The organism is Pseudomonas sp. X4 (assembly GCF_040784925.1).
GTDB classification, from domain to species: Bacteria; Pseudomonadota; Gammaproteobacteria; order Pseudomonadales; family Pseudomonadaceae; genus Aquipseudomonas; species Aquipseudomonas putida_Z.
The window spans coordinates 781,042-803,059 of sequence record NZ_CP160798.1; the positions used below are offsets into that span (position 1 = coordinate 781,042).

The 22,018-nt window shown below is 64.1% G+C and carries 14 protein-coding genes; 7 read left to right on the forward strand and 7 right to left on the reverse strand.

The annotated features are described in order from the left end of the window. The first annotated feature begins 216 nt into the window (after positions 1 to 216). Positions 217 to 585 carry a GNAT family N-acetyltransferase gene (locus ABX298_RS03440; RefSeq protein ID WP_367394075.1) on the forward strand — a complete coding sequence of 123 codons (369 nt, stop codon included), beginning with the start codon at positions 217 to 219 and terminating at the stop codon, positions 583 to 585. Here ABX298_RS03440 and def read toward each other — a convergent pair. The 3 genes from def to ABX298_RS03455 form a co-directional block, all read right to left on the reverse strand. Further along, positions 540 to 1,076, reverse strand: coding sequence for a peptide deformylase (def, locus tag ABX298_RS03445; protein ID WP_013973724.1), 537 nt, complete (start codon positions 1,074 to 1,076; stop codon positions 540 to 542). The genes ABX298_RS03440 and def overlap by 46 nt on opposite strands. After that, positions 1,073 to 2,032, reverse strand: a complete 960-nt coding sequence (locus ABX298_RS03450; RefSeq protein WP_025340186.1) for a YihY/virulence factor BrkB family protein — start codon at positions 2,030 to 2,032, stop codon at positions 1,073 to 1,075. Before ABX298_RS03450 ends, def begins: the two co-directional genes overlap by 4 nt. 218 nt (positions 2,033 to 2,250) lie before the next feature. Continuing rightward, positions 2,251 to 2,430 carry a CsbD family protein gene (locus ABX298_RS03455; protein ID WP_015271319.1) on the reverse strand — a complete coding sequence of 60 codons (180 nt, stop codon included), beginning with the start codon at positions 2,428 to 2,430 and terminating at the stop codon, positions 2,251 to 2,253. Between the two features lie 186 nt (positions 2,431 to 2,616). Here ABX298_RS03455 and ABX298_RS03460 point away from each other — a divergent pair, with 186 nt between their 5' ends. Continuing rightward, on the forward strand, positions 2,617 to 2,997 hold the full coding sequence (locus ABX298_RS03460) for a hypothetical protein (RefSeq protein WP_085663929.1): 381 nt from the start codon (positions 2,617 to 2,619) through the stop codon (positions 2,995 to 2,997). Here ABX298_RS03460 and ABX298_RS03465 read toward each other — a convergent pair whose 3' ends face one another. Further along, entirely contained in the window at positions 2,998 to 3,834 is an 837-nt protein-coding gene (locus ABX298_RS03465; RefSeq protein ID WP_013973728.1) for a S1 RNA-binding domain-containing protein, read from the reverse strand. It lies immediately after the preceding gene. A 130-nt stretch (positions 3,835 to 3,964) separates the two neighbouring features. Here ABX298_RS03465 and ABX298_RS03470 point away from each other — a divergent pair, with 130 nt between their 5' ends. Then, positions 3,965 to 4,825 (forward strand): DUF6279 family lipoprotein, encoded by an 861-nt coding sequence (locus tag ABX298_RS03470; protein ID WP_367394076.1) that lies wholly within the window; start codon positions 3,965 to 3,967, stop codon positions 4,823 to 4,825. A 129-nt stretch (positions 4,826 to 4,954) separates the two neighbouring features. Here ABX298_RS03470 and aceK read toward each other — a convergent pair whose 3' ends face one another. Further along, positions 4,955 to 6,670, reverse strand: coding sequence for a bifunctional isocitrate dehydrogenase kinase/phosphatase (aceK, locus tag ABX298_RS03475; RefSeq protein ID WP_367394077.1), 1,716 nt, complete (start codon positions 6,668 to 6,670; stop codon positions 4,955 to 4,957). A 248-nt stretch (positions 6,671 to 6,918) separates the two neighbouring features. Here aceK and ABX298_RS03480 point away from each other — a divergent pair, with 248 nt between their 5' ends. Both ABX298_RS03480 and ABX298_RS03485 read left to right on the forward strand, forming a co-directional pair. Next, the gene (locus ABX298_RS03480) at positions 6,919 to 7,794 is read left to right on the forward strand and encodes a DMT family transporter (protein WP_367394078.1); all 876 of its coding nucleotides are present in this window, start codon (positions 6,919 to 6,921) and stop codon (positions 7,792 to 7,794) included. Positions 7,795 to 7,809: 15 nt separating this feature from the next. After that, the gene (locus tag ABX298_RS03485) at positions 7,810 to 8,268 is read left to right on the forward strand and encodes a DUF4265 domain-containing protein (protein WP_084785242.1); all 459 of its coding nucleotides are present in this window, start codon (positions 7,810 to 7,812) and stop codon (positions 8,266 to 8,268) included. Positions 8,269 to 8,271: 3 nt separating this feature from the next. Here the strand turns inward: ABX298_RS03485 and ABX298_RS03490 are convergent, their stop codons facing one another. Then, a complete protein-coding gene (locus ABX298_RS03490; protein ID WP_041505660.1) occupies positions 8,272 to 9,153 on the reverse strand; it encodes a DMT family transporter in 882 nt (293 codons plus the stop codon). 669 nt (positions 9,154 to 9,822) lie between these two features. On the opposite strand from ABX298_RS03490, the gene ABX298_RS03495 reads away from it, so the two are divergent. Further along, positions 9,823 to 10,683: a formylglycine-generating enzyme family protein gene (locus tag ABX298_RS03495; RefSeq protein WP_075046007.1), complete on the forward strand. Its 861-nt coding sequence runs from the start codon at positions 9,823 to 9,825 to the stop codon at positions 10,681 to 10,683. A 126-nt stretch (positions 10,684 to 10,809) separates the two neighbouring features. After that, the gene (locus tag ABX298_RS03500; protein ID WP_367394079.1) at positions 10,810 to 13,260 is read left to right on the forward strand and encodes a TonB-dependent siderophore receptor; all 2,451 of its coding nucleotides are present in this window, start codon (positions 10,810 to 10,812) and stop codon (positions 13,258 to 13,260) included. 157 nt (positions 13,261 to 13,417) lie between these two features. Here ABX298_RS03500 and ABX298_RS03505 read toward each other — a convergent pair whose 3' ends face one another. Continuing rightward, positions 13,418 to 22,015 carry an amino acid adenylation domain-containing protein gene (locus tag ABX298_RS03505; protein ID WP_367394080.1) on the reverse strand — a complete coding sequence of 2,866 codons (8,598 nt, stop codon included), beginning with the start codon at positions 22,013 to 22,015 and terminating at the stop codon, positions 13,418 to 13,420. Between the last annotated feature and the right edge of the window lie 3 nt (positions 22,016 to 22,018).

A 22,018-nucleotide genomic window follows, 5' to 3' on the forward strand; every position in this document is an offset into this window, starting at 1 on the left:
CTACTCCCGGCCTGGAATAGTTGAACCCCGAACTCGGACATTCACCCTTGCCAGATATGCAACAATCTGCGACAAGTTCACCGCAAAACATCAGGCCAGAGCCTCTGGCCACCTTTCAGGGCAGGGCGCGCAATTTCTGAAAATTTGTACTGTTCGATACTTTCGGCCCCGGAACGCCGGCTGCTGGACCACTTTTACCGCCAGCACGGCTCACGCATGCGTGCTGCGGGCGATGCTGAGCTGTGGGTGGCGCGGGGCCCCGGCATCATCGCGGGCTTGAGCCTGAGCCCGGTGGGCGATGGCTTCTGGCTGACCGGGTTGTTCGTCGACCCGCAGCGGCGCAGCCAAGGGGTGGCCGGGCGGTTGGTCGAGGTGGCGCTGGCGCAGGCTGGCGGGCCCACCTGGCTGTTCTGCCACCCGGACCTTGCGCCCTTCTACCAGCGCCTGGGCTTCGACATGGCCCAGCAGCTGCCGGAAGCCCTGGCTGGCCGCCTGCAGCGCTACCAGCGCAGCAAGCGGCTGGTGGCACTGCAACGAGGTCAGTCGTCGCTGGCGTCGAGCCCGGGGAACAGCACCTCGGTGTAACCGAACCGGGAAAAGTCCTGGATGCGTGACGGGTACAGCCGACCAATCAGGTGGTCACATTCATGCTGCACCACCCGCGCATGGAAGCCGTCGGCAAAGCGGTTGATCGGGTTGCCCTGGGGGTCGATGCCTTCATAGCAGATGTGCTTGAAACGCGGCACCACGCCGCGCAGGCCGGGTACCGACAGGCAGCCTTCCCAACCGTCCTCGATCTCGCTGGACGTCGGCGTGATGACCGGGTTGAGCAGGATGGTCTGCGGCACCGGTTCGGCATCCGGGTAACGCTCGCTGCGCTCGAAGCCGAAGATCACCAGCTGCAGGTCGATACCGATCTGTGGCGCGGCCAGGCCCACGCCGCCCACATGGCGCATGGTTTCGAACATGTCATCGATCAGTTGCTGCAGTTCGGCACTGCCGAGCATGTGCTCGGGCACTGGCGGGGCGATGCGCAGCAGGCGTTCGTCGCCCATCTTGAGAATGTCACGGATCATCGGGGGTTCGGCTCGGAAGATTGCTGCTCGCTCGGTACAGGGTGCTCATGGCCCAGCACGGTAATGGTTTCGCGGGCCTTGTGCTCATCGGCGTCCTTCTCGCCAGGGTTCTTGCCCTCGCTCGACATGTGCTCGATCACTGCGTTCATCTCCGCGCCCAGCAGCAAAACGGCGGCGGAGATATAGAAATACAGCAATAGCACGATGATTGCACCGATACTGCCGTACATGGCGTTGTAGTCGGCAAAGGTCTTCACATAGTAGGCAAAGCCCAGCGAGGCCAAGATCCACACCACCACCGCCAGCACCGAGCCCGGGGTGATGAAGCGGAACTGCTGCTTCACATCGGGCATCACGTAGTAGATCAGCGCCACCGCCACCATCATCAGGATGATGATCGCCGGCCAGCGCAGGATGGTCCACACCGTGACGATCACCTCCTGCATGCCGACCTGGGCGGCAATCCACTCCATCACCTGCGGCCCCAGCACCATCAGCGCCGCAGCCACCAGCAACATGCCGGCAATGCCCACGGTGTAGATGATCGACAACGGAATGCGCTTCCACACCGGGCGGCCCTCGGGCACATCGTAGGCGGCGTTCATCGCGCTCATCATCAGGCGCACACCGGCCGATGCGGTCCACAAGGCAATCACGATACCCACCGACAACAGCCCGCCCTTGGACTGCTGCAACTGGTCGATCACCGGGTTCACCTGCTCCAGCGCCTGGGGTGGCAGCACCAGTTCCGATTGCAGGCGCAGCCAGGAGAAGAAGTCCGGCAGGTGCAGGAAGCCGATCAGGGCGATCAGGAACAGCAGGAACGGGAACAACGAGAACAGCATCTGGTAGGCCAGTGCGGAAGCGTAGGTCGACATCTCGTCGTCGAGGAATTCCTTGACGGTGCGTACCAGCACGCGGTGCAGGGGCAGGCCGCGCAGGTCGGGGAAAATCATAGCGTCTCCTTTCGCCGCTTGATTCGTGTGTACCACGGTAAGTCTAATAGACCATGCCGCTGCTGTGCTGATCCCGGCCATGCTGCAAGAATTTGCTTACGCCAGTAGCGGCCTCTTCGCGGGCACGCCCGCTCCCACAGGTACTGCACAGTGCTTGAAATCTGTTCGGTACCTGTGGGAGCGGGCGTGCCCGCGAGAAGGCCGGGACAGGCCTCACATCAAGGCTTTTTCACCGCGTCCTTCACGTTGCCCTTGATCTGTTGCCCCTCGCCCTTGAGCTCCTGCGCTTCCCCCTCGGCCCGCAGCCGCTCGTTGTCGGTCACTTTGCCGACACCCTGCTTGACGTTGCCGATCGCTTCGTTGGCCAGGCCTTTCGCTTTGTCTTTGGTACCGCTCATGGCAAAACTCCTGCAATTGGGGGCACGTGGACCGTGCCGACAGTCGGTGGACCCGACGCCTTCGCCAAGCGTTCCAAGAGTTTTTTCGCCCTCGAGCCGAACGGCAAGGCGGTTGGCAAACCTTGCCCCGCTACCCGCCACCCCTCACAATGCAGGCCTTCATAGCGTCAACCCGCAGGAACCTGCATGAAACTCGACAAACCCGCCGCCATCGCCCGGCGTAACGAAGTACTGGCCCGCCCGGTGCTGACCAGCAGCAACACCCTGTTCGCCATCCTCGATCGCAAGCGCAACCTGTGGTGGTTCGAGGTGCCGGTGGCGCTGCTGCGCAAGGGCCAGCCCGACTGGGTCAACCTGCTGCTGCACACCCCGGAAAGCGACGAGCTGCAGCACCTGAAGGTGCCGACCAACTTCCTGCGCGCTCACCAGGAACAGATGGAAGTGCGCAACCCCGGCAAGCGCCGCTCGACCATCAGCCTGGCCCTCAGCGCCGACCGCGACTCGCTGCTGCGCGACACCCGCCCGGGTGGCGAGCAGCTGGACTTCCGTACCTTCGTGCAGGCCTGATCAGGCCTTCTCGATGCGATCGTCATGGATGACGATGCGGCCCTGCTTGAACAAACCGCCAATGGCCTTCTTGAAGTTGCCCTTGCTGACGTTGAACAGCTTGCTGATCAGCGCCGGGTCGCTCTTGTCGCACACCCCCAGCACCCCGCCTTCGGCCTCCAGGCGCGCCATGATCTGCTCCTGCAGGCTGTCGGCCAGGGCCGCACCCACCGGTTGCAGGCTCAAGGCGATCTTGCCGTCCGCGCGCACTTCCTTGATGAAGCCCTTCTCGTGCATGCCCGAGCGCAGGAACTTGAACACCTCGTTCTTGTGGATCAGGCCCCAGTGGCGGTTGTTGATGATCGCCTTGAAGCCCATCGGCGTCTCGCCGGCCACCAGCAGCTCGACCGGCTGGCCTACCTGGTAGTCCGCCGGGGTGCGGTCCAGGTAACGGTCCAGGCGTGAGGTGGCGGTGATGCGGCGGGTGCGCTTGTCGAGGTACACGTGCACCACGCAGTAGTCGCCGATCTTCAGCGGCCGCGCCTCTTCCGAGTACGGCATCAGCAGGTCCTTGGACAGGCCCCAGTCGAGGAAGATGCCGGCACCGTTGATGTCCTTGACCTTGAGGCTGGCGAACTCGCCAACCTGCACCTTGGGTTTCTCGGTGGTGGCGATCAGCTGGTCTTCGCTGTCCAGGTAGATGAACACGTTCAGCCAGTCATCCACTTCGGTTTCGGCGTTTTTCGGGATGTAGCGCCCGGGCAGCAGGATCTCGCCGTCGGCGCCGCCGTCCAGGTACAGGCCGAAGTCCACGTGTTTCACGATTTGCAAACTGTTGTAACGCCCAAGCAGAGCCATTTCCGATGTTCCTCAAGACAAGGCGGCTATTCTACACCTGAAGCCAGCGCGCCGCCCGACCGCTGATGCAGTGGAACCGTCAGCGTCCCTCTTGCGTCTACCGTCTGGCCAGCACCGCAAGGAACAGCCCATGCCGCTACGCCTGTCCAAAGCCCTGCTCGTCGCCATCGGCTGCGCCCTGGCCCTGGCCGCCTGCAGCCGTATCGACCTGGCCTACCGCAACCTCGACCGCCTGGTGCCGTGGTCGCTGGGCGACTACCTGGCCATGAACAGCGAGCAGAAGGCCATGCTAGACGACCGCCTGCGGGAGCACCTGGCCTGGCATTGCAAGACCCAGCTGCCTGGTTACCTCGACTGGCTGGACCGGGTACGCGGCATGGTCGCCGACGACCAGGTGACCGACCAATCCCTGCAGCAGCGTACCCGCGAAGCCCGCGAGGCGATTGGCCGGGTAGCCGAGGAAATCACCCCTTCGGCCACCGAGTTGCTGCGCGGCATGAGCGATAGCCAGGTGGCGGAGATGCGCGAGGCGTTCCGCGAGGACATCAGCGAACGGCAGAAGAAGTATGTGGATACGCCGTTGGACAAGCAGATCGCCCGCCGTTCCGAACGCATGGAGAAACGCCTGACGCCGTGGTTTGGCGAGCTGACCGCGGTACAGAAGCAGCGCGTGCAGGCCTGGTCCCAGGCGCTGGGCGACCAGAACCGCGAATGGATCGCCAACCGCGCGCACTGGCAGCAGCAATTGCTGCTGGCGATGAACCAGCGCAACGACGCCAGCTTCGAGCCGCGTTTGGCGACGTTGTTGCAGCGCAAGGAGAGTTTGTGGACGCCGGAGTACCGGGCGGCGTATCAGAATACCGAGCAGCAGGCGCGCAGCTTGTTGGTGGACCTGGTGCACCAGAGTACCCCGCAGCAGCGGCGGTACCTGCAGGAGCGGCTGGGCAAGGTGCGTACCGATTTCAGTGAGTTGAAGTGTTTGAAGGGGTAATTGGGAAAAGCAGGCCCGGCCTCTTCGCGGGTAAACCCGCTCCCACAGGGCCCCCACTGGTTTCGAATCCTGTGCCGTACCTGTGGGAGCGGGTTTACCCGCGAAGGGGCCAGGCCTGCCAAAGCACAGTCACCGCCCCTTGCGCCGATACGGAAACACATCGATCACCTTCCCTTCACGAATCGCCGCCTGCAGCCCCTTCCAGTAATCCGCGTCGTACAACTCCCCATGCAGCCGGCTGAACAAGCGCCGCTGGCCGATATCGGCAAACAGGAACGGCGGAAACTCCTCGGGGAACACGTCATGCGGCCCGATCGAGTACCACGGCTCGCCCGACATCTCGTCTTCCGGGTAACGCGGCGGCGGGATATGGCGGAAGTTCACCTCGGTCAGGAAGCTGATCTCGTCATAGTCATAGAACACCACCCGCCCATGGCGGGTAACGCCAAAGTTCTTCAGCAGCATGTCGCCAGGGAAGATATTCGCCGCCGCCAGCTGCTTGATGGCCAGGCCGTAATCCTCCAGCGCTTGCAGCACCTGGCCCTCGCTGGCGTGTTCCAGGTACAGGTTCAGCGGCGTCATGCGCCGCTCGGTCCAGCAGTGGCGGATCAGCACCGTGTCACCCTCCAGCGCCACGGTCGATGGCGCCACCTCCAGCAGTTCGGCCAGGCATTCCGGCTCGAACTTGCTACGCGGGAAGCGAAAATCGGCGAACTCCTGGGTATCGGCCATGCGCCCGACGCGGTCGACGCTTTTCACCAGCCGGTACTTGTCGATCACCGTGGCCCGGTCGACCGTCTTCGACGGTGAAAAGCGGTCCTTGATGATCTTGAACACGGTGTTGAAGCCCGGCAGGGTGAACACGCTCATGACCATGCCGCGTACCCCGGGCGCCATGACGAAGCGGTCGTCGCTGCTGGCCAGGTGGTTGATCAGCGCCCTGTAGAACTCCGACTTGCCGTGCTTGTAGAAACCGATGGAGGTGTACAGCTCGGCCACGTGCTTGCCCGGCAAGATGCGCTTGAGGAAGTTGACGAACTCCGCCGGCACCGGCACATCGACCATGAAGTACGAGCGGGTGAAGGAAAAGATGATCGACACCTCGGCCTCGTCGGTGATCAGCGCATCGGCCTCGATACCGTGCCCTTCGCGGTGCAGCAGCGGGATTACCAGCGGCCACTGCTCGTCGCTGTTGAACAGCCGGCCGACCAGGTAGGCGCCCTTGTTGCGGTACAGCACCGGCACAAATAGCTCCAACGCCAGGGTCGGGTCCTTGCATACCCAGTCCGGCAGGCACTCGCGCAGCTGATCCTCCAGGCGCACCAAGTCGCCTTCCAGGTTGCTGTACGGCACTTCGAACGGGTAATCGCTGAACACTGCCCGCAGCAGGCTCTTGAGCCCAGCATCAGGCCGATAGGTACGGGTTTGCGCGGCGCGCTCACGGCTGCGCATGGACGGTCGGGTGGTGTGGATGAACATGCAGCCGTCGCTGATCAGGTCGTGGCTGAACAGGCTGCAGAACAGCGAGTTGTACCAGGTCTCGGACAGCTCGTCGTCCAGCCTTGGGTCGATCAGGTGGATATAGGCGTTCTTCACCAGCGGCCATTGTTCCACATCCAGCAGCACGTCCTCGGCAAAGCCCTGGCGCAGCCAGCCGTTGACCTCGGCGACCTTCTCTTCATAGAGATTGATGCGGGCGGCGGAGGCACGCTGGATATCTTGCCAGCGCGCCTGCTCGAAGCGCTTGCGGGCACCGAGGGTGATGCGCTGGAAGTGGTCGCGGTAGTTGTCGAAGCCGGCGAGGATCATTCGGGCGATTTCGACAGCGGGCCAGGGCTGGGGCATGCGAAGACCTCGGTGCGGTGTTGAGTTACAGAGCTTAGTCGCCTCTTGGTTTTTGCGGAGCCTGTGCCGGCCTCTTCGCGGGCTCGCCCGCTCCCACAGGTTCTGTGCAATGCTCGGCCCTGTGGTAATCCTGTGGGAGCGGGTTTACCCGCGAAGAGGCCGGCACAGGTTTACACCGCAAGAAAGCACAAGAATCCCCAGCCCCCCTGGCGTACACTCGCGCCCCTGCCCTGCCTCCGGAGACCGTTGTGAGCCCCATCGCCCTAGCCCGCCTGCTGACCCTTGCCGCCGTCTGGGGGGCGAGCTTCCTGTTCATGCGCATCATCGCCCCCGAATTGGGCACGGTGCCAACGGCGTTCTTCCGTGTGTCCATCGCCTGCCTGGGCCTGGTTGCACTGCTCGCCGCCGCCCGCGTGCGCTGGGACTTCCAGGGCAAGCTCGGCGCCTGCCTGGTGCTGGGCATGATCAACTCCGGTATCCCCGCCACGTTCTACTCCGTGGCCGCCCAGGTGCTGCCCGCCGGCTACTCGGCAATCTTCAACGCCACCACGCCGCTGATGGGTGTGCTGATCGGCGTGCTGTTCTTCCGCGAACCGATGACCCTGGCCAAGCTCTGCGGCATCTTCCTGGGCCTGTTCGGCGTCGGCATCCTCAGCGGCGCCGGCCCGGTGGCCCTGGACCTGGCCCTGCTGCAAGGCGCCCTCGCCTGCCTGGCGGCCACCACCTGCTACGGCTTTGCCGGCTTCCTCGCCCGCCGCTGGGTCAGCGGCCTGGACAGCCGCCTGTCGGCACTGGGCAGCATGCTCGGCGCCACCCTGATGCTGAGCCCGCTGTTCGCCTGGAGCGCGCTGAGCCAGCCACCTGCCAGCTGGGGCGGCTGGCAGGTGTGGCTGTCGCTGCTGGGCCTGGGCCTGCTGTGCACAGCGTTCGCCTACATCCTGTACTTCCGCCTGCTGGAGGAGATCGGCCCGGTCAAGGCCAGCACCGTGACCTTCCTGATCCCGGTATTCGGCGTATTGTGGGGGGCGTGGCTGCTGGGCGAACCGTTGTCGATGGCGCACCTGTACGGCGGCCTGCTGATTGGCCTGGCATTGTGGCTGGTGCTGCGCCCGGCACGCAGCTGAAGCGGGGGGTACAGGATGAACGACGCGTACAAGAAGGTCCTGTTCCGCCTGGAGCAGGACGAAAACGGCTACCCGCCCGCCTCGGTCGAGGGCCTGTGGGCCAAGGCCGTGGAAGGCGGCTATGCCGTCGACAACATTCCCTTCCATGTCTACGGCATCGCCCCGGGCGACGTGATCGGCACCCGTGAGGAAGCCGGCGAAACCTGGTTCGCCGAACTGCGCCACAGCAGCGGCAGCTCGGTGTTCCGGGTTATCGTCAAGCCCCCGGAAACCCTGGACCAGGTACGCGCGGCCGTGCACGACTTCGGCTGCAACTGCGAAACCGAGCAGGCGGTGAAGATGCTGGCGGTCGAGGTCCCGCCGCAGCGCTCGCTCGACACCTTGCTCTACTACCTGCTGACCCAGCGCGAAGCCGGCCTGCTGGACTTCGAGGAAGGCGTATTGCGCCACGCCATCCCCGAAGAATTCCGCTAGGGCCTACGCCTCGGCCAGGCGCGCGGCGGGCTTGCGGAACACGAACAGCAAGCCCACCACGATCAGCCCCATGCCCAGCAGGCTGAGCGGCGCCAGGCGGTTGCCGAAGATCAGCAGGTCCATCACCGCGGTCACTGCCGGCACCAGGTAGAACAGGCTGGTGACATTGACCAGGTTACCCTTGGCGATCAGCCGGTACAGCAGCAGGGTCGCCAGTAGCGAGACCACCAGCCCCATCCACAGCAGCGCGCCGACGAAACCGCCAGTCCACTCCACATGCAGCGGCTGCAGCGGCGCGAACAATGCGCACATGGCAAAGCCGGCCAGGTACTGCAGCGGCAGCGTGCCCATTGGGTTGTCGGTGATGCGCTTCTGCAGGATCGAGCCGAAGGTCATGCTGGCCAGCGCCAGCAAGGCGAACAGCATCCCCGCCAGCGACACCCCGCCCAGGTTGATGCCCTGGTAGACCACCATGATCAACCCGCCAAGCCCCAACCCCAGGCCGAACAAGCGGCTCCAGGAGCGCTGGCGCTCCATCAGCACCACGGTCAGGATCGGTTGTACCCCCATCACCGTGGCCATGATGCCGGGGGTGACATGGGTATCGAGCGCCAGCAGGTAGAAGATCTGGTAGGCGCCGAGCAGCACACAGCCGGTGCCCAGGGCCCGCAGGATGGCCCCGCGACTGCGCGGCCAGCGCAGCCCCAGCAATGGGCCGATCAGCAGCAGGCCGGCCAGGGCCAGCGCCGAGCGCAACAGCAGGAAGGCAAACGGGCTGGCATGCGCCAGGCCGAGTTTGGAGACGATCGCCCCGCTGCTCCACAGCAGGACGAACAGGCTGGTAGTGGCCGCCGAGGCCACGGATGCTTTGCTAAAGACAGACATGTATTGCCACCTGATTCAAGGCGAATAAGCCAGACGGACGGCGTGCGCTTCAGTGAGGGAAGTCGCCGACCGTGTTCAGTAGGTTGCGTGTGCGAAGGGATGCGGCCAGAAGCCGATCAGCCCAGCACGACCACGCAAGGAGGCGGAGCTACGCCGCCTACGACGCCACTGACAGGTGGTGGTGGATAGTGACTGATCATCGCCGGCTGCTGGCAGCCACGCACGACCATGCCCGCGACTGGCGCGATGGCAAAGCTTGTGGTGGATGGGCTGGCTGGCATGAACAGGTCTTCGGGAAGAGAACAGTGGGCTGGACTATAGCCCGGTGTTTCCTGGCTGGCAACTACCCCGCCGGCCACAATCCCGTGTAGGAGCGGCCTTGTGTCGCGAGGGGGCGCGAAGCGGCCCCGGTTCTTTGCATCCACGCCGATATTGCCGGGGCCGCTTTGCGGCCCATCGCCGGCAAGCCGGGCTCCCACAAGTACGGCGTAGAACTCAAGATTTTCGCGGTCCCTGTGGGAGCCTGGCTTGCCGGCGATGGGCTGCGCAGCAGCCCCAGTGACGTTAACTGGCTGGTAAGGGGTCGCGTGTGTATTGGTTAATTTCTCACCACCCCGATTCGTCTGAATGCGAAACGCAGCCCGCATTCACCCGTTTCGAGGACCACCGATGAACGTATCCGCCTGGCTCTACCGGCCAGCCCAGATCACCTGCCTGCTGCTGGTCAGCGCCTACGCCCACGCCGCCAAGCCCGGCGACGTGTTCAAAGACTGCAAGGACTGCCCCGAGATGGTCGTGCTGCCCGCCGGCAGCTACGTGATGGGGGCCCCCGACGATGAAGTCGGCCGCCAGCCCGACGAGGGCCCGCTGCACACCGTGACCTTCGCCAAGCCCTTCGCCATGAGCCGCTACCAGGTCACCGCCGGCGAACTGGACGCCTACATCAAGGCCACCGGCACCGTCATCAAGAGCGGCGACGACCGCCCCGGCCGCTGGTGCGAAGCCAGCAAGCCCAGCTACAAGCAAGGCCCCCGCCAGCCGGCGGTGTGCGTCGACTACGACGAAGTGCAGGCCTACACCCGATGGCTGGCGAAAACCACCGGCAAGCCATACCGCATGGTCAGCGAAGCCGAACGCGAATATGCCGCCCGTGCCGGTTCCAGCGGCCCGTTCCCGTTCCCCTTCGACGAACCGGGCAAGTACGAGATCAGCAAGCACGCCAACACCTATGGCCCCAAGGACGGGCATACCTTCACCGCCCCGGTGGGCAGCTACCCGCCCAATGCCTTCGGCATGTATGACATGCACGGCAACGTCTACGAATGGGTCGCCGACTGCTACCACGACAGCTACGAAGGCGCCCCCACCGACGGCAGCGCCTGGATCCAGGACCCCAAGTGCATCCGCGCGCACATGCGCGGCAACGACTGGGGCGAGCCGCCGATCTTCTCCCGCTCGGCCAACCGCAATGACCGCCTCAAGACCACCCGCGGGGATTTCCTCGGCTTTCGCGTAGCACGCGAACTGTGAAGTTGTGACGCGGTTAACGCAGCACTGGCCAAAAAAATCGCCAATAAGAATCGTTCCGGTTTTTCACAGGTGCTGCGTCCTATAGCTGACATAGAAAAAAACCCTCTGCCAACGAGACCGCAATAGATGTCCAAGTCCCTCCCCGGCCCGCTCAACCCGCTTGCCAAAGCATTACTGATCCGTCATTCCCTTCGTCCCCAGCGCGCGTTCACCCGCATCGGCCTGGGCCTGGCGATATCCGCTGCGATGGTTGCCCAGGTGCAGGCACAGGAGTGGACCCTGGATATTCCCGCGCAGTCGATGAACTCGGCGTTGCAGGCACTGGCCAAGCAGACCGATACCCAGTTGCTGTACAGCCCGGAGGACATCAGTGGGCTGCGCTCCACGGCCCTCAAGGGCCGGCATGACCTGCAGTCTTCGTTGCGGACATTGCTGCAAGGTACCGGGCTGCGTTACCAGATCGATGGCAACACCGTGACGGTGACGGCCAGTTCGGGCGCACAGGCCGGCCAGGTCGAGCTTTCGGCGACCAACGTCAATAGCGTGGGCCTTGGTGCCACTACCGAAGGCACGGGCTCCTACACCACCGGTGTGACCAACACCGCGACCAAGATGAACCTGTCGATCCGTGAAACGCCCCAGTCGATCAGCGTAGTCACCCGCCAGCGCATGGACGACCAGCAGCTCAACAGCGTGACCCAGGTGCTCAACCAGACACCCGGCATCACCATGTCCCAGGACGGTGGCCTGCGCTACAACATCTATTCCCGCGGCAGTGCCATCAACACCTACCAGCTTGACGGCGTGACCACCACCCAGGAAAACCAGACCCGCAACATGCCCAGCACATTGCTGGACATGACCATTTACGACCGCGTCGAAATCGTCCGCGGCGCCACCGGCCTGATGACCGGTGCGGGTGAACCCGGCGGTGTGGTCAACCTCATTCGCAAACGCCCGACCCGCGAATTCCAGTCGCATATCCAGGGCACTGTCGGCTCCTGGGACTCCTACCGCAGCGAAGTCGATGTTTCCGGCCCCTTGACCGAGGGTGGCAACCTGCGCGGGCGCATGGTGGCGGCCAAGCAGAAAAGCGGCAGTTTTCGTGACTGGTACAAGGAAGACAAGGACATCCTCTACGGCGTTCTCGAAGCGGACCTGAACGACGACACCCTGGTACGTTTCGGCGTCGACTACCAGAAGTTCAAAGCCACCGGTTCACCGGGTGTACCGCTGTTGTTCACCAACGGCAAGCAGACCAACTTCTCCCGCTCGACCAGTTCCGGCGCCCGCTGGATGTACGACGAGCTGGAAACCACCAACTATTTCATGGCCGCCGAGCACACTTTTGCCAATGACTGGCAAATCAAGCTGGCCGCGAACTACATGGATTCCAATCGCGATAACTACAACGGCTCTTATCAGACCTCTTCGGGCCGAGCGTGGATCAATGAAGAAACCGGCGCTGCGCGAATGCTGCGTTACAACGCTGAGGCCGACCAGACCCAGCGCGGCCTGGACCTGACACTGCAAGGGCCTTTTTCCCTGTTCGGGCGCACTCACGAGTTCATCACCGGCTTCAACTACCAGGATTACAAGAACGATCACACCGGTTATGACGTTGGCACCACAACCGTCAACTTCTATGACTGGGACAACTACCTGCCTCGGCCAACCGAGACTGGCGCACTTGGGGAAATTCTCAACATCAAGAGCAGCCAGCGCGGCACCTACGCGGCATTCAAATTCAACCTGATGGATGACCTCAACGTAATCGTGGGCGCGCGCACCTCCGACTATGACTACGACTATTACTACTGGCCTACTTCGACCGTCAAAATGCACGAACGGGGTGAAGTAACACCGTACGCGGGCATCATCTATGACCTGACCCCCGAGCAATCGGTGTATGCCAGCTATACCGATATCTTCAAGCCACAATCCAACCTCGATCGTAACGGTTCGGTCATTGGCCCTGTCATAGGCAGCAACTACGAAATAGGCTGGAAAGGGGCGTTCTACGACGGGCGCCTGAACGCCAGTACGGCATTGTTCCTGGTCAAGCGTGACAACCTGGCGGTGCAGGATGGCGACGCGATCGTGCCAGGCACGCTCGACCAACAAGCCTACAAGGCTGCAAAGGGTACCGAGACCAAGGGTATCGACCTGGAACTGTCGGGAGAGGTTTTGCCTGGTTGGCAAGTCATGACCAGCTACAGCCATGCCCGCACGGAAGACGCCGAGGGCGAGCGCCAGCTGACGCAGTACTCCATGGACACTTTCCGCTTCTGGAACACCTATCGCTTCCAGGGTGACTGGAACAGGCTGACCGTGGGTGGCGGGGTGTCCTGGAACTCCAGCATGTCGCTCTACTACAACAGCCTCAAAGCCCGAGCCACCCAGGATGACTACACGGTTGCCAGCCTGATGGCGCGCTATCAGGTCACCGACCATCTGGCCGCCACTCTGAACCTGAACAACATCTTCGACGAGAAGTACTACTCGGGTATCGGCGGCAGTGTTGGCCATTACGGTGACCCGCGTAATGCCACCATGAGCCTGCGCTACGACTTCTAGGCCGACAGCCACCTGTACCGTTGTAATCGAAGCGGCGTCATCCACACAGGATGACGCCGCTTTTTTTCGTCTCGGTGGCGACACTGCCGACATGAAAAAACCTGTGGGGCCCACGTTGAACGTGGGCCCCACAGGTCATTCAGCCGGCCTTGCCGGGTCAACCCATGACCGGCTCCGCCACCAGCCTGGCCGCAAGCCCCTCGATCACGTCCGGATGCTTGAGGATGTCATAGTGACCCGCTGCAACCGCGTGGTTCTCACCGCTCCCGTGAACCGCGAAGCGTTGGCCATGGTCACCTGCCCACCAGCACAAGGCAGCGGCGCGGGTTGCCGGCAATGCCGGCAACCGTTCCGACAACGCCTTGAGCCGCATCGCCACGGCAAAGGTGTGGGCCAGTTCGGCGCTTTCGACACTGGCGAAGGCCGACGCTACCTGCAGCCCCGAGCGTGCCTCTTCGATCAGCCGCTCAAGCAGCGGCACACCACTGCCCGCCGCGATGGCAGGCAGCACCAGCTGCTCCTTGGCCAGCCCCAGCAGCACACTCAGGAAGCTGCCAAGGTCGGCACTCCAGTCCGCTGCCGGCGTTGCCGGCGCACCGGTGGGGATGAAACTGTCGACCAGGCCAAGCAACGATACTTGCTGGCCCTGGGCTTCCAGCTCCTGGGCCACCAGCACCGCCAGCGTGCCACCCAGCGACCAGCCGGCAAGCTGGTATGGCCCTTCGGGCTGCTTCTGGCGAATGTACTGGGCATAGTCGATCGCCATGGCCTGCAACGAATCATCCTGCCAGTTGCGATCGAGCAGCATGCGGCATTGCACGCCGTAGACGCTGCAATGCCCTTCCAGCCGGCGCGCCAGCGGCTCGTAGTCGAACACCGTGCCAAAGCCGGCATGCAGGCAGAACAGAGGCCTGGCCCCGGCTACCCGGCTGTTGAGCAGCAACAGCGGGTCAAGGGCGACGTCGGCATCGGTATAGCCTGAAAGCTCGCCAATGGTGGGCCTGGCCATGACATCGCGCAGTTTCAGCTCGATCGACAGGTCGGGCCGAGCTCGTACCTTCGACAGCATCTTCAGCACGCGCAGCGAATCGCCCCCCAACTCGAAGAAGTTGTCATCGACACCAACTTCATCCACCTCCAGCACTTCCTGCCAGATCGCCGCCAGCGCCTTTTCCGTGTCATCGCGCGGAGCCACCCGCACCGGGCGCCCGGCCAACTCCGGAGCCGGCAGCGCATTGCGATCGATCTTGCCATTGGGCGTGAGTGGAAACGCCGGCAGCAACACCCACTGGGTCGGCACCATGTAGTCCGGCAGGTCGGCCCGCAAGGCGTCACGCATTGGCGTAGCGGAAGTCGCCCCATTGCCGGTGACCAGATACGCCACCAGTTGCTTGCCGGTAGCGCCCTCCCGGGCGACCACCACAGCATCCCGCACATCCGCCAGATTCCGTAGCCGTGCTTCGACTTCCCCAGGTTCGATGCGGAAACCGCGAACCTTCAACTGGTTGTCCAGGCGGCCGATGAAATCGATCACGCCATCCGCCCGACGACGCACCCGGTCACCGGTGCGGTACAGCCGCCCGCCCTGGGCAAACGGGTCGGCGACAAAGCGCTCGGCGGTCAGGGACGGACGCTGGTGATACCCGCGCGCCACACCCTCGCCACCAATGTAGAGCTCCCCGGCCACGCCATCGGGCACCGGGTTCAGGCCCTGGTCCAGCACATGCAGCGTGCGCTGGCCAACCCGCTCACCGATCGGCGCATATACCGCCTGGCATGACTGCTGTGCCGATACTTTCCACAACAGGGGGGTCACGACCGTTTCGGTAGGCCCGTAGCCATTGGTCAGGAACTGCGGGCGCAAGGTCCGCTTGACCAGTTCGAACAGCGCATCGGGCACCGCGTCACCGCCAAAGCAATAGATGCGCACCGGCGGTGCGGCCTCCTGCCGGGTTTGCGCGAACTCGGCCAGTTGCTGCAGATACGCCGGCGGGAAGCAGGCAATGTCGATGCACTCGGCATGCAGTACCTGCCAGGTTTGCTCGGCAGTCCACAGCTGGCTACCGCGCACCACCAGGCAGCCGCCGGACGACAGGGTCGACAGCCAACGCTCCTGGGCACCGTCGAAAGCGAACGACATGAACAACAGCTCGCGAGTGCTTTCATCCATCTCGTAAAGGCGGGCGATTGCCTGGCAGTGCATGCCGATCTGCCCATGGCTGACCGCCACGCCCTTGGGCTTGCCGGTAGAGCCAGAGGTATAGATCAGGTACGCCAGGTTGGTGTCGTGCACCATCACCTGAGGGGCATCGGACGGCAAGCTGGCGATAGCCAGAAGGTCCAGCTCCACGCAGTGCTCCACCCCGGCAAAACGCTGGCGCAAGCCGCTGCTGGTCACCAGCAGGTGCATGGCCGAATCCTCGACAATCCACTGCAAGCGGTCCTGCGGGTAGTCGATATCCAGCGGCACATAGGCGGCGCCGGTTTTCATCACCGCCAGGAATGCCACGATCACCTCCACCGAGCGTTCCAGGGCGATGCCCACCGTAACCTCCGGGCGCGCTCCCAAGGCAATCAGGTGGTGTGCCAGGCGGTTGGCACGCTCATCCAGTTGGGCGTAGCTCAACTGTCGCTCGCCACAGGCCACCGCAATTGCCTCTGGCCGCGCCTGGGCATGCCGGGCAATCAGCTCGGCCAGCCTTGGCATGGCCTGCTCGCATGGCTGCAAGCCGTTGCGAGCCTGGGCCTGCTGCGCTTGCGCCGGGGTCAGCATGTCCAGGCTGCCCACGGTGGCGTGAGGGTTGTCGAGCATGCCCTCGAGCAGCCGTTCGAAACTGCCACGAATGCTGTCGGTGGCTTGCTCCGTGAAGCGGTTGCGCAAGTAGAGGAACTCGACCGAGAGCGTCTCGCCCAGATGCACCGCCAGGTCCATGGCGTAGTTGGTCACGTCGCGGTTGCTCACCTCACCGAACTGCAGCGAGCCACCACCACCTTCCTGCAGGCGTTCGTCCACCGGGTAGTTCTCGAACACCACGATGCTGTCGAACAACGCTTGCCCGGCCTGCCCTGCCCAGCGTTGCACATCAGCCAAGGCTGCATGTTCGTGGTCGCGCAGTTCCAGGTTGCAGGCCTGCAGTTGCTGCAGCCAGTCGACAATCCGCTGCTGCGGTTGGAGCGTCTGCACCACCGGCAAGGTGTTGATGAACAACCCCAGCATTTCGTCGGCACCGGGCAAGCCGGCTGGCCGGCCCGCCACGGTGGCGCCGAAGCACACCGTGGCTTGCCCGGTATAGCGCTGCAGCAGCAGCAGCCAGGTCGCTTGGATCAAGGTGTTTGGGGTGATGCGCAAGCGCTGGGCCTGCTCGCGCAGTTGCCGGGTACGCGAGGCATCCCAACGCAGGTACAGCGCGGCGTGCCCCTGCAGGTCTGCCGCCGGGCGAGCCGCCAGGCTGTCCGCCAGCCAGGTGGGGCTTTCCAGCTCTTGCAGCTTGCCTCGCCAGAACTGCTCCAGCGCCGCCTTGGGCTGCCCGGCAAGCCAGCGGATGTAATCGCCAAACCGCCCTGCCGGCGCTCGCGCGGGGTGGCCATGGTAAGTCTGCAACACCTCGCCAAGCAGCCGCGAGGTACTCCAGCCGTCCATCAGTATGTGATGACGGGTCCACAGCAGGTGCAAACGTTCGTCGTCCAGCCGCACCAGGGTCAGGCGCATCAACGGTGCGACACTCAGGTCCAGGCCTTGTGCGGCATCGGCTTCGGCCAGCGCCTGCAGCATCTGCGCACTTACCGAGCGGTCGCGCCAGTCATGCACGACCACCGGCAATTCGACCTTGCGGTAGACAAGCTGCAAAGGTTCGGCCAAGTGGGGCGCCGACCAGAAGGCACTGCGCAGGATATCGTGGCAGTCGATCACCTGCCGCCAGGCTGCCACGAACCGTTCGATTTCCAGGCCTTTGACTTCCACCGAAGTCTGGTTGATGTAAAGCGCGCCTTCAGGCCCCTGCAGCGAATGGAACAGCATGCCCTGCTGCATCGGCGACAGCGGGTAGATATCGGCCACCTGCCGTGCAACTGCCGGCAGCTCATCCAGCTGTTGTTGGCGCAGCGCGGCCAGTGGGAAGTCCGAAGGCGTTACACCACGGTTGCCAGGCTCGCAGCAATGAGCGATCAGCGCGCCAAGCTCCGCGGCATAGTCATCTGCCAACTTTTGCATGACCGCTGTGTCGTAGCGCTGCGCACTGAAGGTCCAGCCAAGTTTCAGCTCGCCGCCGTATACCTGGCCGTTCAGGGCGATCTGGCTATCGAGTGGCGCATCGGCTGGTTTGGCCGCACCGCCGTATTCCCGCGCGGGTGCGAACAAGCCCGACTGCTCGTCGAAGCTACCGTCGAACTGCCCGAGGTAGTTGAACACGATCTCGCCCTGAGGCAACGCAGCCAGGGCCTCACGCGCACCAGCCGGCCCCATGTACTTCAGCGCGCCATAGCCAAGGCCTTTGTTCGGCACGGCCCGCAGTTGCTCCTTGATCGCCTTGATCGATTCGGCGATCCCACCCAGCGGGCTCAGTTTCACTGGGTACATGCTGGTGAACCAGCCCACCGTGCGGCTCAGGTCAATGTCGTCGAACAGGTCTTCCCGGCCATGGCCTTCCAGCCTGACCAGCACCTCCGGCCGCTCGGTCCAGCGGGCGATCACCCGAGCCAGGGCTGTCAGCAGCAGGTCATTGATCTGCGTGCGATAGGCCGCCGGCGCATCGTGCAACAACTGTCGGGTGGTTTCGCGGCCCAGCCGCGTACTGACCGACGCAGCGTGCTGCTGCTGGTTGCCGCCCTGCGCATTGGCGCACGGCAGGTGGTCGCTGGTGCCCTGCAACTGCGCTTGCCAGTAGGCAAGTTCCGCTTGCAGCGCCTCGCTCTGGGCATAGGCCTGCAGGTGCTGCGCCCAGGTCTTGTAGGCGCTGGTCTTGGCTGGCAATTGCACCGGCTGTCGGTTGCCCAGGGCCTGGTAGGCCTGTTGCAGGTCCTCCAGCAACAGGCGCCACGACACACCATCTACCGCCAGGTGATGAATGACCAGCAGCAGACGCTGGCTGCCATCGGGCAGGCTGGCCAGCAGCGCACGGACCAGCAAGCCTTGCTGCAGGTTCAGGCTGCGTTGGGCCTGGTCAGCGAGTGCGGACAACGCCTCCTCGTCCGCGCACGCATGCTCCCAGAGTATCCTGGCCTGGTGCTGTGGCTTGTACTCGGCTTGCCAGGCCCCCGCCTGCTGCTCGAAGCCCAGGCGCAGTGCATCATGATGGGCGACCAGTGCCAGCAACGCATCGTGCAGGCGGTCCGCTTGCAGGGGTTCGCTGGGTGTCAGCAGAATCGACTGGTTCCAATGCCCACGCTCACCAATGTCGGCCTCGAAGAACCATTGCTGAATCGGGGTCAGCGGTGTGCTGCCCGTGATCGGCCCTTGCTCGCCAATACCTTCGACAACACGCCGCGCCACCGTGGCCAGGCCTTGTACGGTCTGATGCTGGAACAGTTGCTTGGGGTTGAACTGCACGCCGGCCTGGCGGGCCTTGCCCACAACCTGAAGGGAAACGATGGAGTCGCCACCCAGTTCGAAGAAGTTGTCGTCCAGGCCAACCCGCTCCAGCTTCAGCACATCGGCCCAGATCGCCGCGATCTGTTGTTCCAGTTCACTCTGCGGGGCCACGTATGCCGCTTGCAGCAGGCTGGCATCCGGTTGCGGCAATGCACGGCGGTCCAGCTTGCCGTTGGCGGTCAACGGCAGTTTGGCCAGGAACAGCAGGTGGGCCGGCACCATGTAGTCCGGCAGGTTCGCCTTCAGCGCAGTGCGCAGCGCCTCGCGCTCGGCAGCCTGGGCCTCGGTGCTGGCCATCACGGCCTCATTGGCAGGCACCACATAACCCACCAGCTGCTTGCCGCCGGGACCGTCCTGGGCCAGTACCACGCCCTGGGCCACGCTGGCTTGCGCCTGCAGCCGCGCCTCGATCTCGCCCAGTTCGATGCGAAAACCTCGAATCTTCACCTGATGGTCGATCCGCCCCAGGTACTCCACCACCCCCGCGCCGCCGTAGCGGGCCAGGTCGCCCGAGCGGTACAGGCGACCACCCTGGCTGTCGAACGGGTTCGGCACGAAGCGTTCGGCGGTCAGCCCCGGGCGCCCGTGATACCCCCGCGCCAGGCCGGCCTGGCCGATCACCAGTTCGCCGTGGCTGCCCGGGGCCACCGGGTTCAGCGCGGCATCCAGCAGGTACCACGACAGGTCCGGGATCACCTCGCCGATCGGGCTGCTTGCGCCCTTGGCCAGGTCGGCCTGGGTGATCGGCCGGTAGGTCACGTGCACCGTGGTTTCGGTGATGCCGTACATGTTGATCAGCCGTGGCTGCTGGTCGCCGAACACCTCGAACCAGGGCTCGAGGCTGCTCACGTCCAGCGCTTCGCCGCCGAACACCACATGCCGCAGGGCCAGGCCCTGCCCCTGGCGCGCTGCCGCGCAGGCCACCGGGATCAACTGACGGAACGCCGACGGCGTCTGGTTCAGCACCGTCACCTGCTCGCGCTGCAGCAGCGCATGGAAGTCCTCGGTGGAACGTGCCACATCCTTGGCCACCATCACCGCCCGGCCGCCATACAACAGCGCGCCGAACAGCTCCCATACCGAGAAGTCGAAGGCATAGGAGTGGAACACCGTCCACACGTCACTGGCATCGAAACGGAACCAGCCCTGGGTCGCCGCGAACAGCCGGACCACGTTCTGGTGCGGCAGCAGCGTGCCCTTGGGCTTGCCGGTGGAGCCGGAGGTGTAGATCACGTAGGCCAGGTTCTGCGGGGCTACTTCGATGTTCGGGTTGGCATCGCTGTAGGCGACCAGAGCTTGTTCATCCAGCTCCAGGCACTCGATGGCGGCTGGAATTGGCAGCACCTCTCGCAGGTGTGCCTGGGTCAGCAATAAAGTGATGCCGCTGTCGGCGAACATGTAGCTGAGGCGGTCCTCCGGGTACTCCGGGTCCAGCGGCACATAGGCACCACCGGCCTTGAGAATGCCCAGCAGGCCGACCACCATGTCCAGGCTGCGCTCCATGGCGATGCCCACCAGCACATCCGGGCCAACGCCGCGCTCGATCAACTTGTGGGCCAGCTGGTTGGCCCGGCGATTCAGTTCGCCGTAGCTCAGGGTCTGCTCGCCGAAGGTGACTGCCGGGGCCTCGGGGGCGGTGGCCACCTGGGCCTCGATCAGCTCATGAATGGTTCGCTCATCCGGGAAGGCGACGGTGTTGCGGTTCCAGTCACGCAGCACCGCCTGCTGCTCGTCCTCGCCCAGCAGCGGCAGCTCACTGATGCGCTGGCCCGGTTGGCGCACGATGGCTTCGAGCAGGTTGAGCCAATGCCGCGCCATGCGCTCGATGGTGCTGGTGTCGAACAGGTCGGTGGCGTACGTCAACGAAGCCCCGATGCCCTTTTCGTGCTCGGAGGTGTCCAAAGCCAGGTCGAACTTGGCGGTGTGGTTGTCCCAGGCCAACTCCTCCATCTCCAGCCCCGCTATACGTCGGGGCTCGCCCTTGGCCTGAGTCTGGTGGTTGTACAACACCTGGAACAGCGGATTGTGGCTCAGGTTGCGCTCCGGTTGCAGCGCATCGACCAGTTGTTCGAACGGCAGGTCCTGATGGGCCTGGGCGCCCAAGGCACGTTGCCTGACCTGTTGCAGCAGCTCGCTGAACGTCAGTTGCACATCGAACTCGGCACGCAGCACCTGGGTGTTGACGAAGAAGCCGATCAGGCGCTCGGTCTCGACCCGGTTACGGTTGGCAATCGGTACCCCAACGCGGATATCAGCCTGGCCCGAGTAGCGATGCAGCAGGGTCTGGAAGCTGGCCAGCAGCAGCATGAACGGCGTCACGCCCTGCTGCTGGGCAACCCGTTTCAGGTTGGTGGCCAGCTCATCGCCCAGCACGATCGGCAACCGTCCCCCTCTGTGGCTCGGCATGGCCGGGCGCGGATGGTCCAGCGGCAGCTCCAGCACCGGTTGCTCATCGCCCAACTGTTCGGTCCAGTAGGCCAGTTGCCGTGCCTGCTCGCCGGTTTCCATCCAGCTACGCTGCCAAATGGCATAGTCGGCATACTGGATCGGCAGGGCCGGCAGTTGCGTTACCTGGCCCTGGCTGAAACCTTGATAGAACTGCACCAGCTCATTGACCATCACCGGCATCGACCAGCCGTCGGCGACGATATGGTGCAGGGTCAGCACCAGCACGTGCTGGTCCGCCGCCAGGCGCAGCAGCCGGGCCCGCAGCAGCGGCCCCTGCTCCAGGTCGAAGGGTTGCCCTGCTTCGGTCTCGACCCAGGCCCGCACAGCGTCCTCGTCGGCGTTTGCCTGCTCTTCGATGACCAGCTCGAACGGCACTTGAGCATGAATGACCTGCACCGCCTGCTCACCGTCGCGACGGAACGTGGTACGCAGGGTTTCATGTCGCTCGGTCAAGGCCTCGAAGGCCAGTTGCAGCGCTGTGGTATCCAGATTCCCCTTGAATTTCAAGGCAGCCGGGATGTTGTAGGTGGCACTGGCAGGCTCCCATTGCCACAGGAACCACTGCCGTTGCTGGGCGTATGAAAGCGCCGGCAACGGATGCTCGCCGCGCACCTCGGGGATTGGCAACTGGGCCAGGCTCATGCCCTTCGCCGCCAGTTTCTCGAGGAAGAGTTTGCGCTGTGGCAGCGGCAGGCCGATGAAGCGCTGCACCAGGGCCATGTT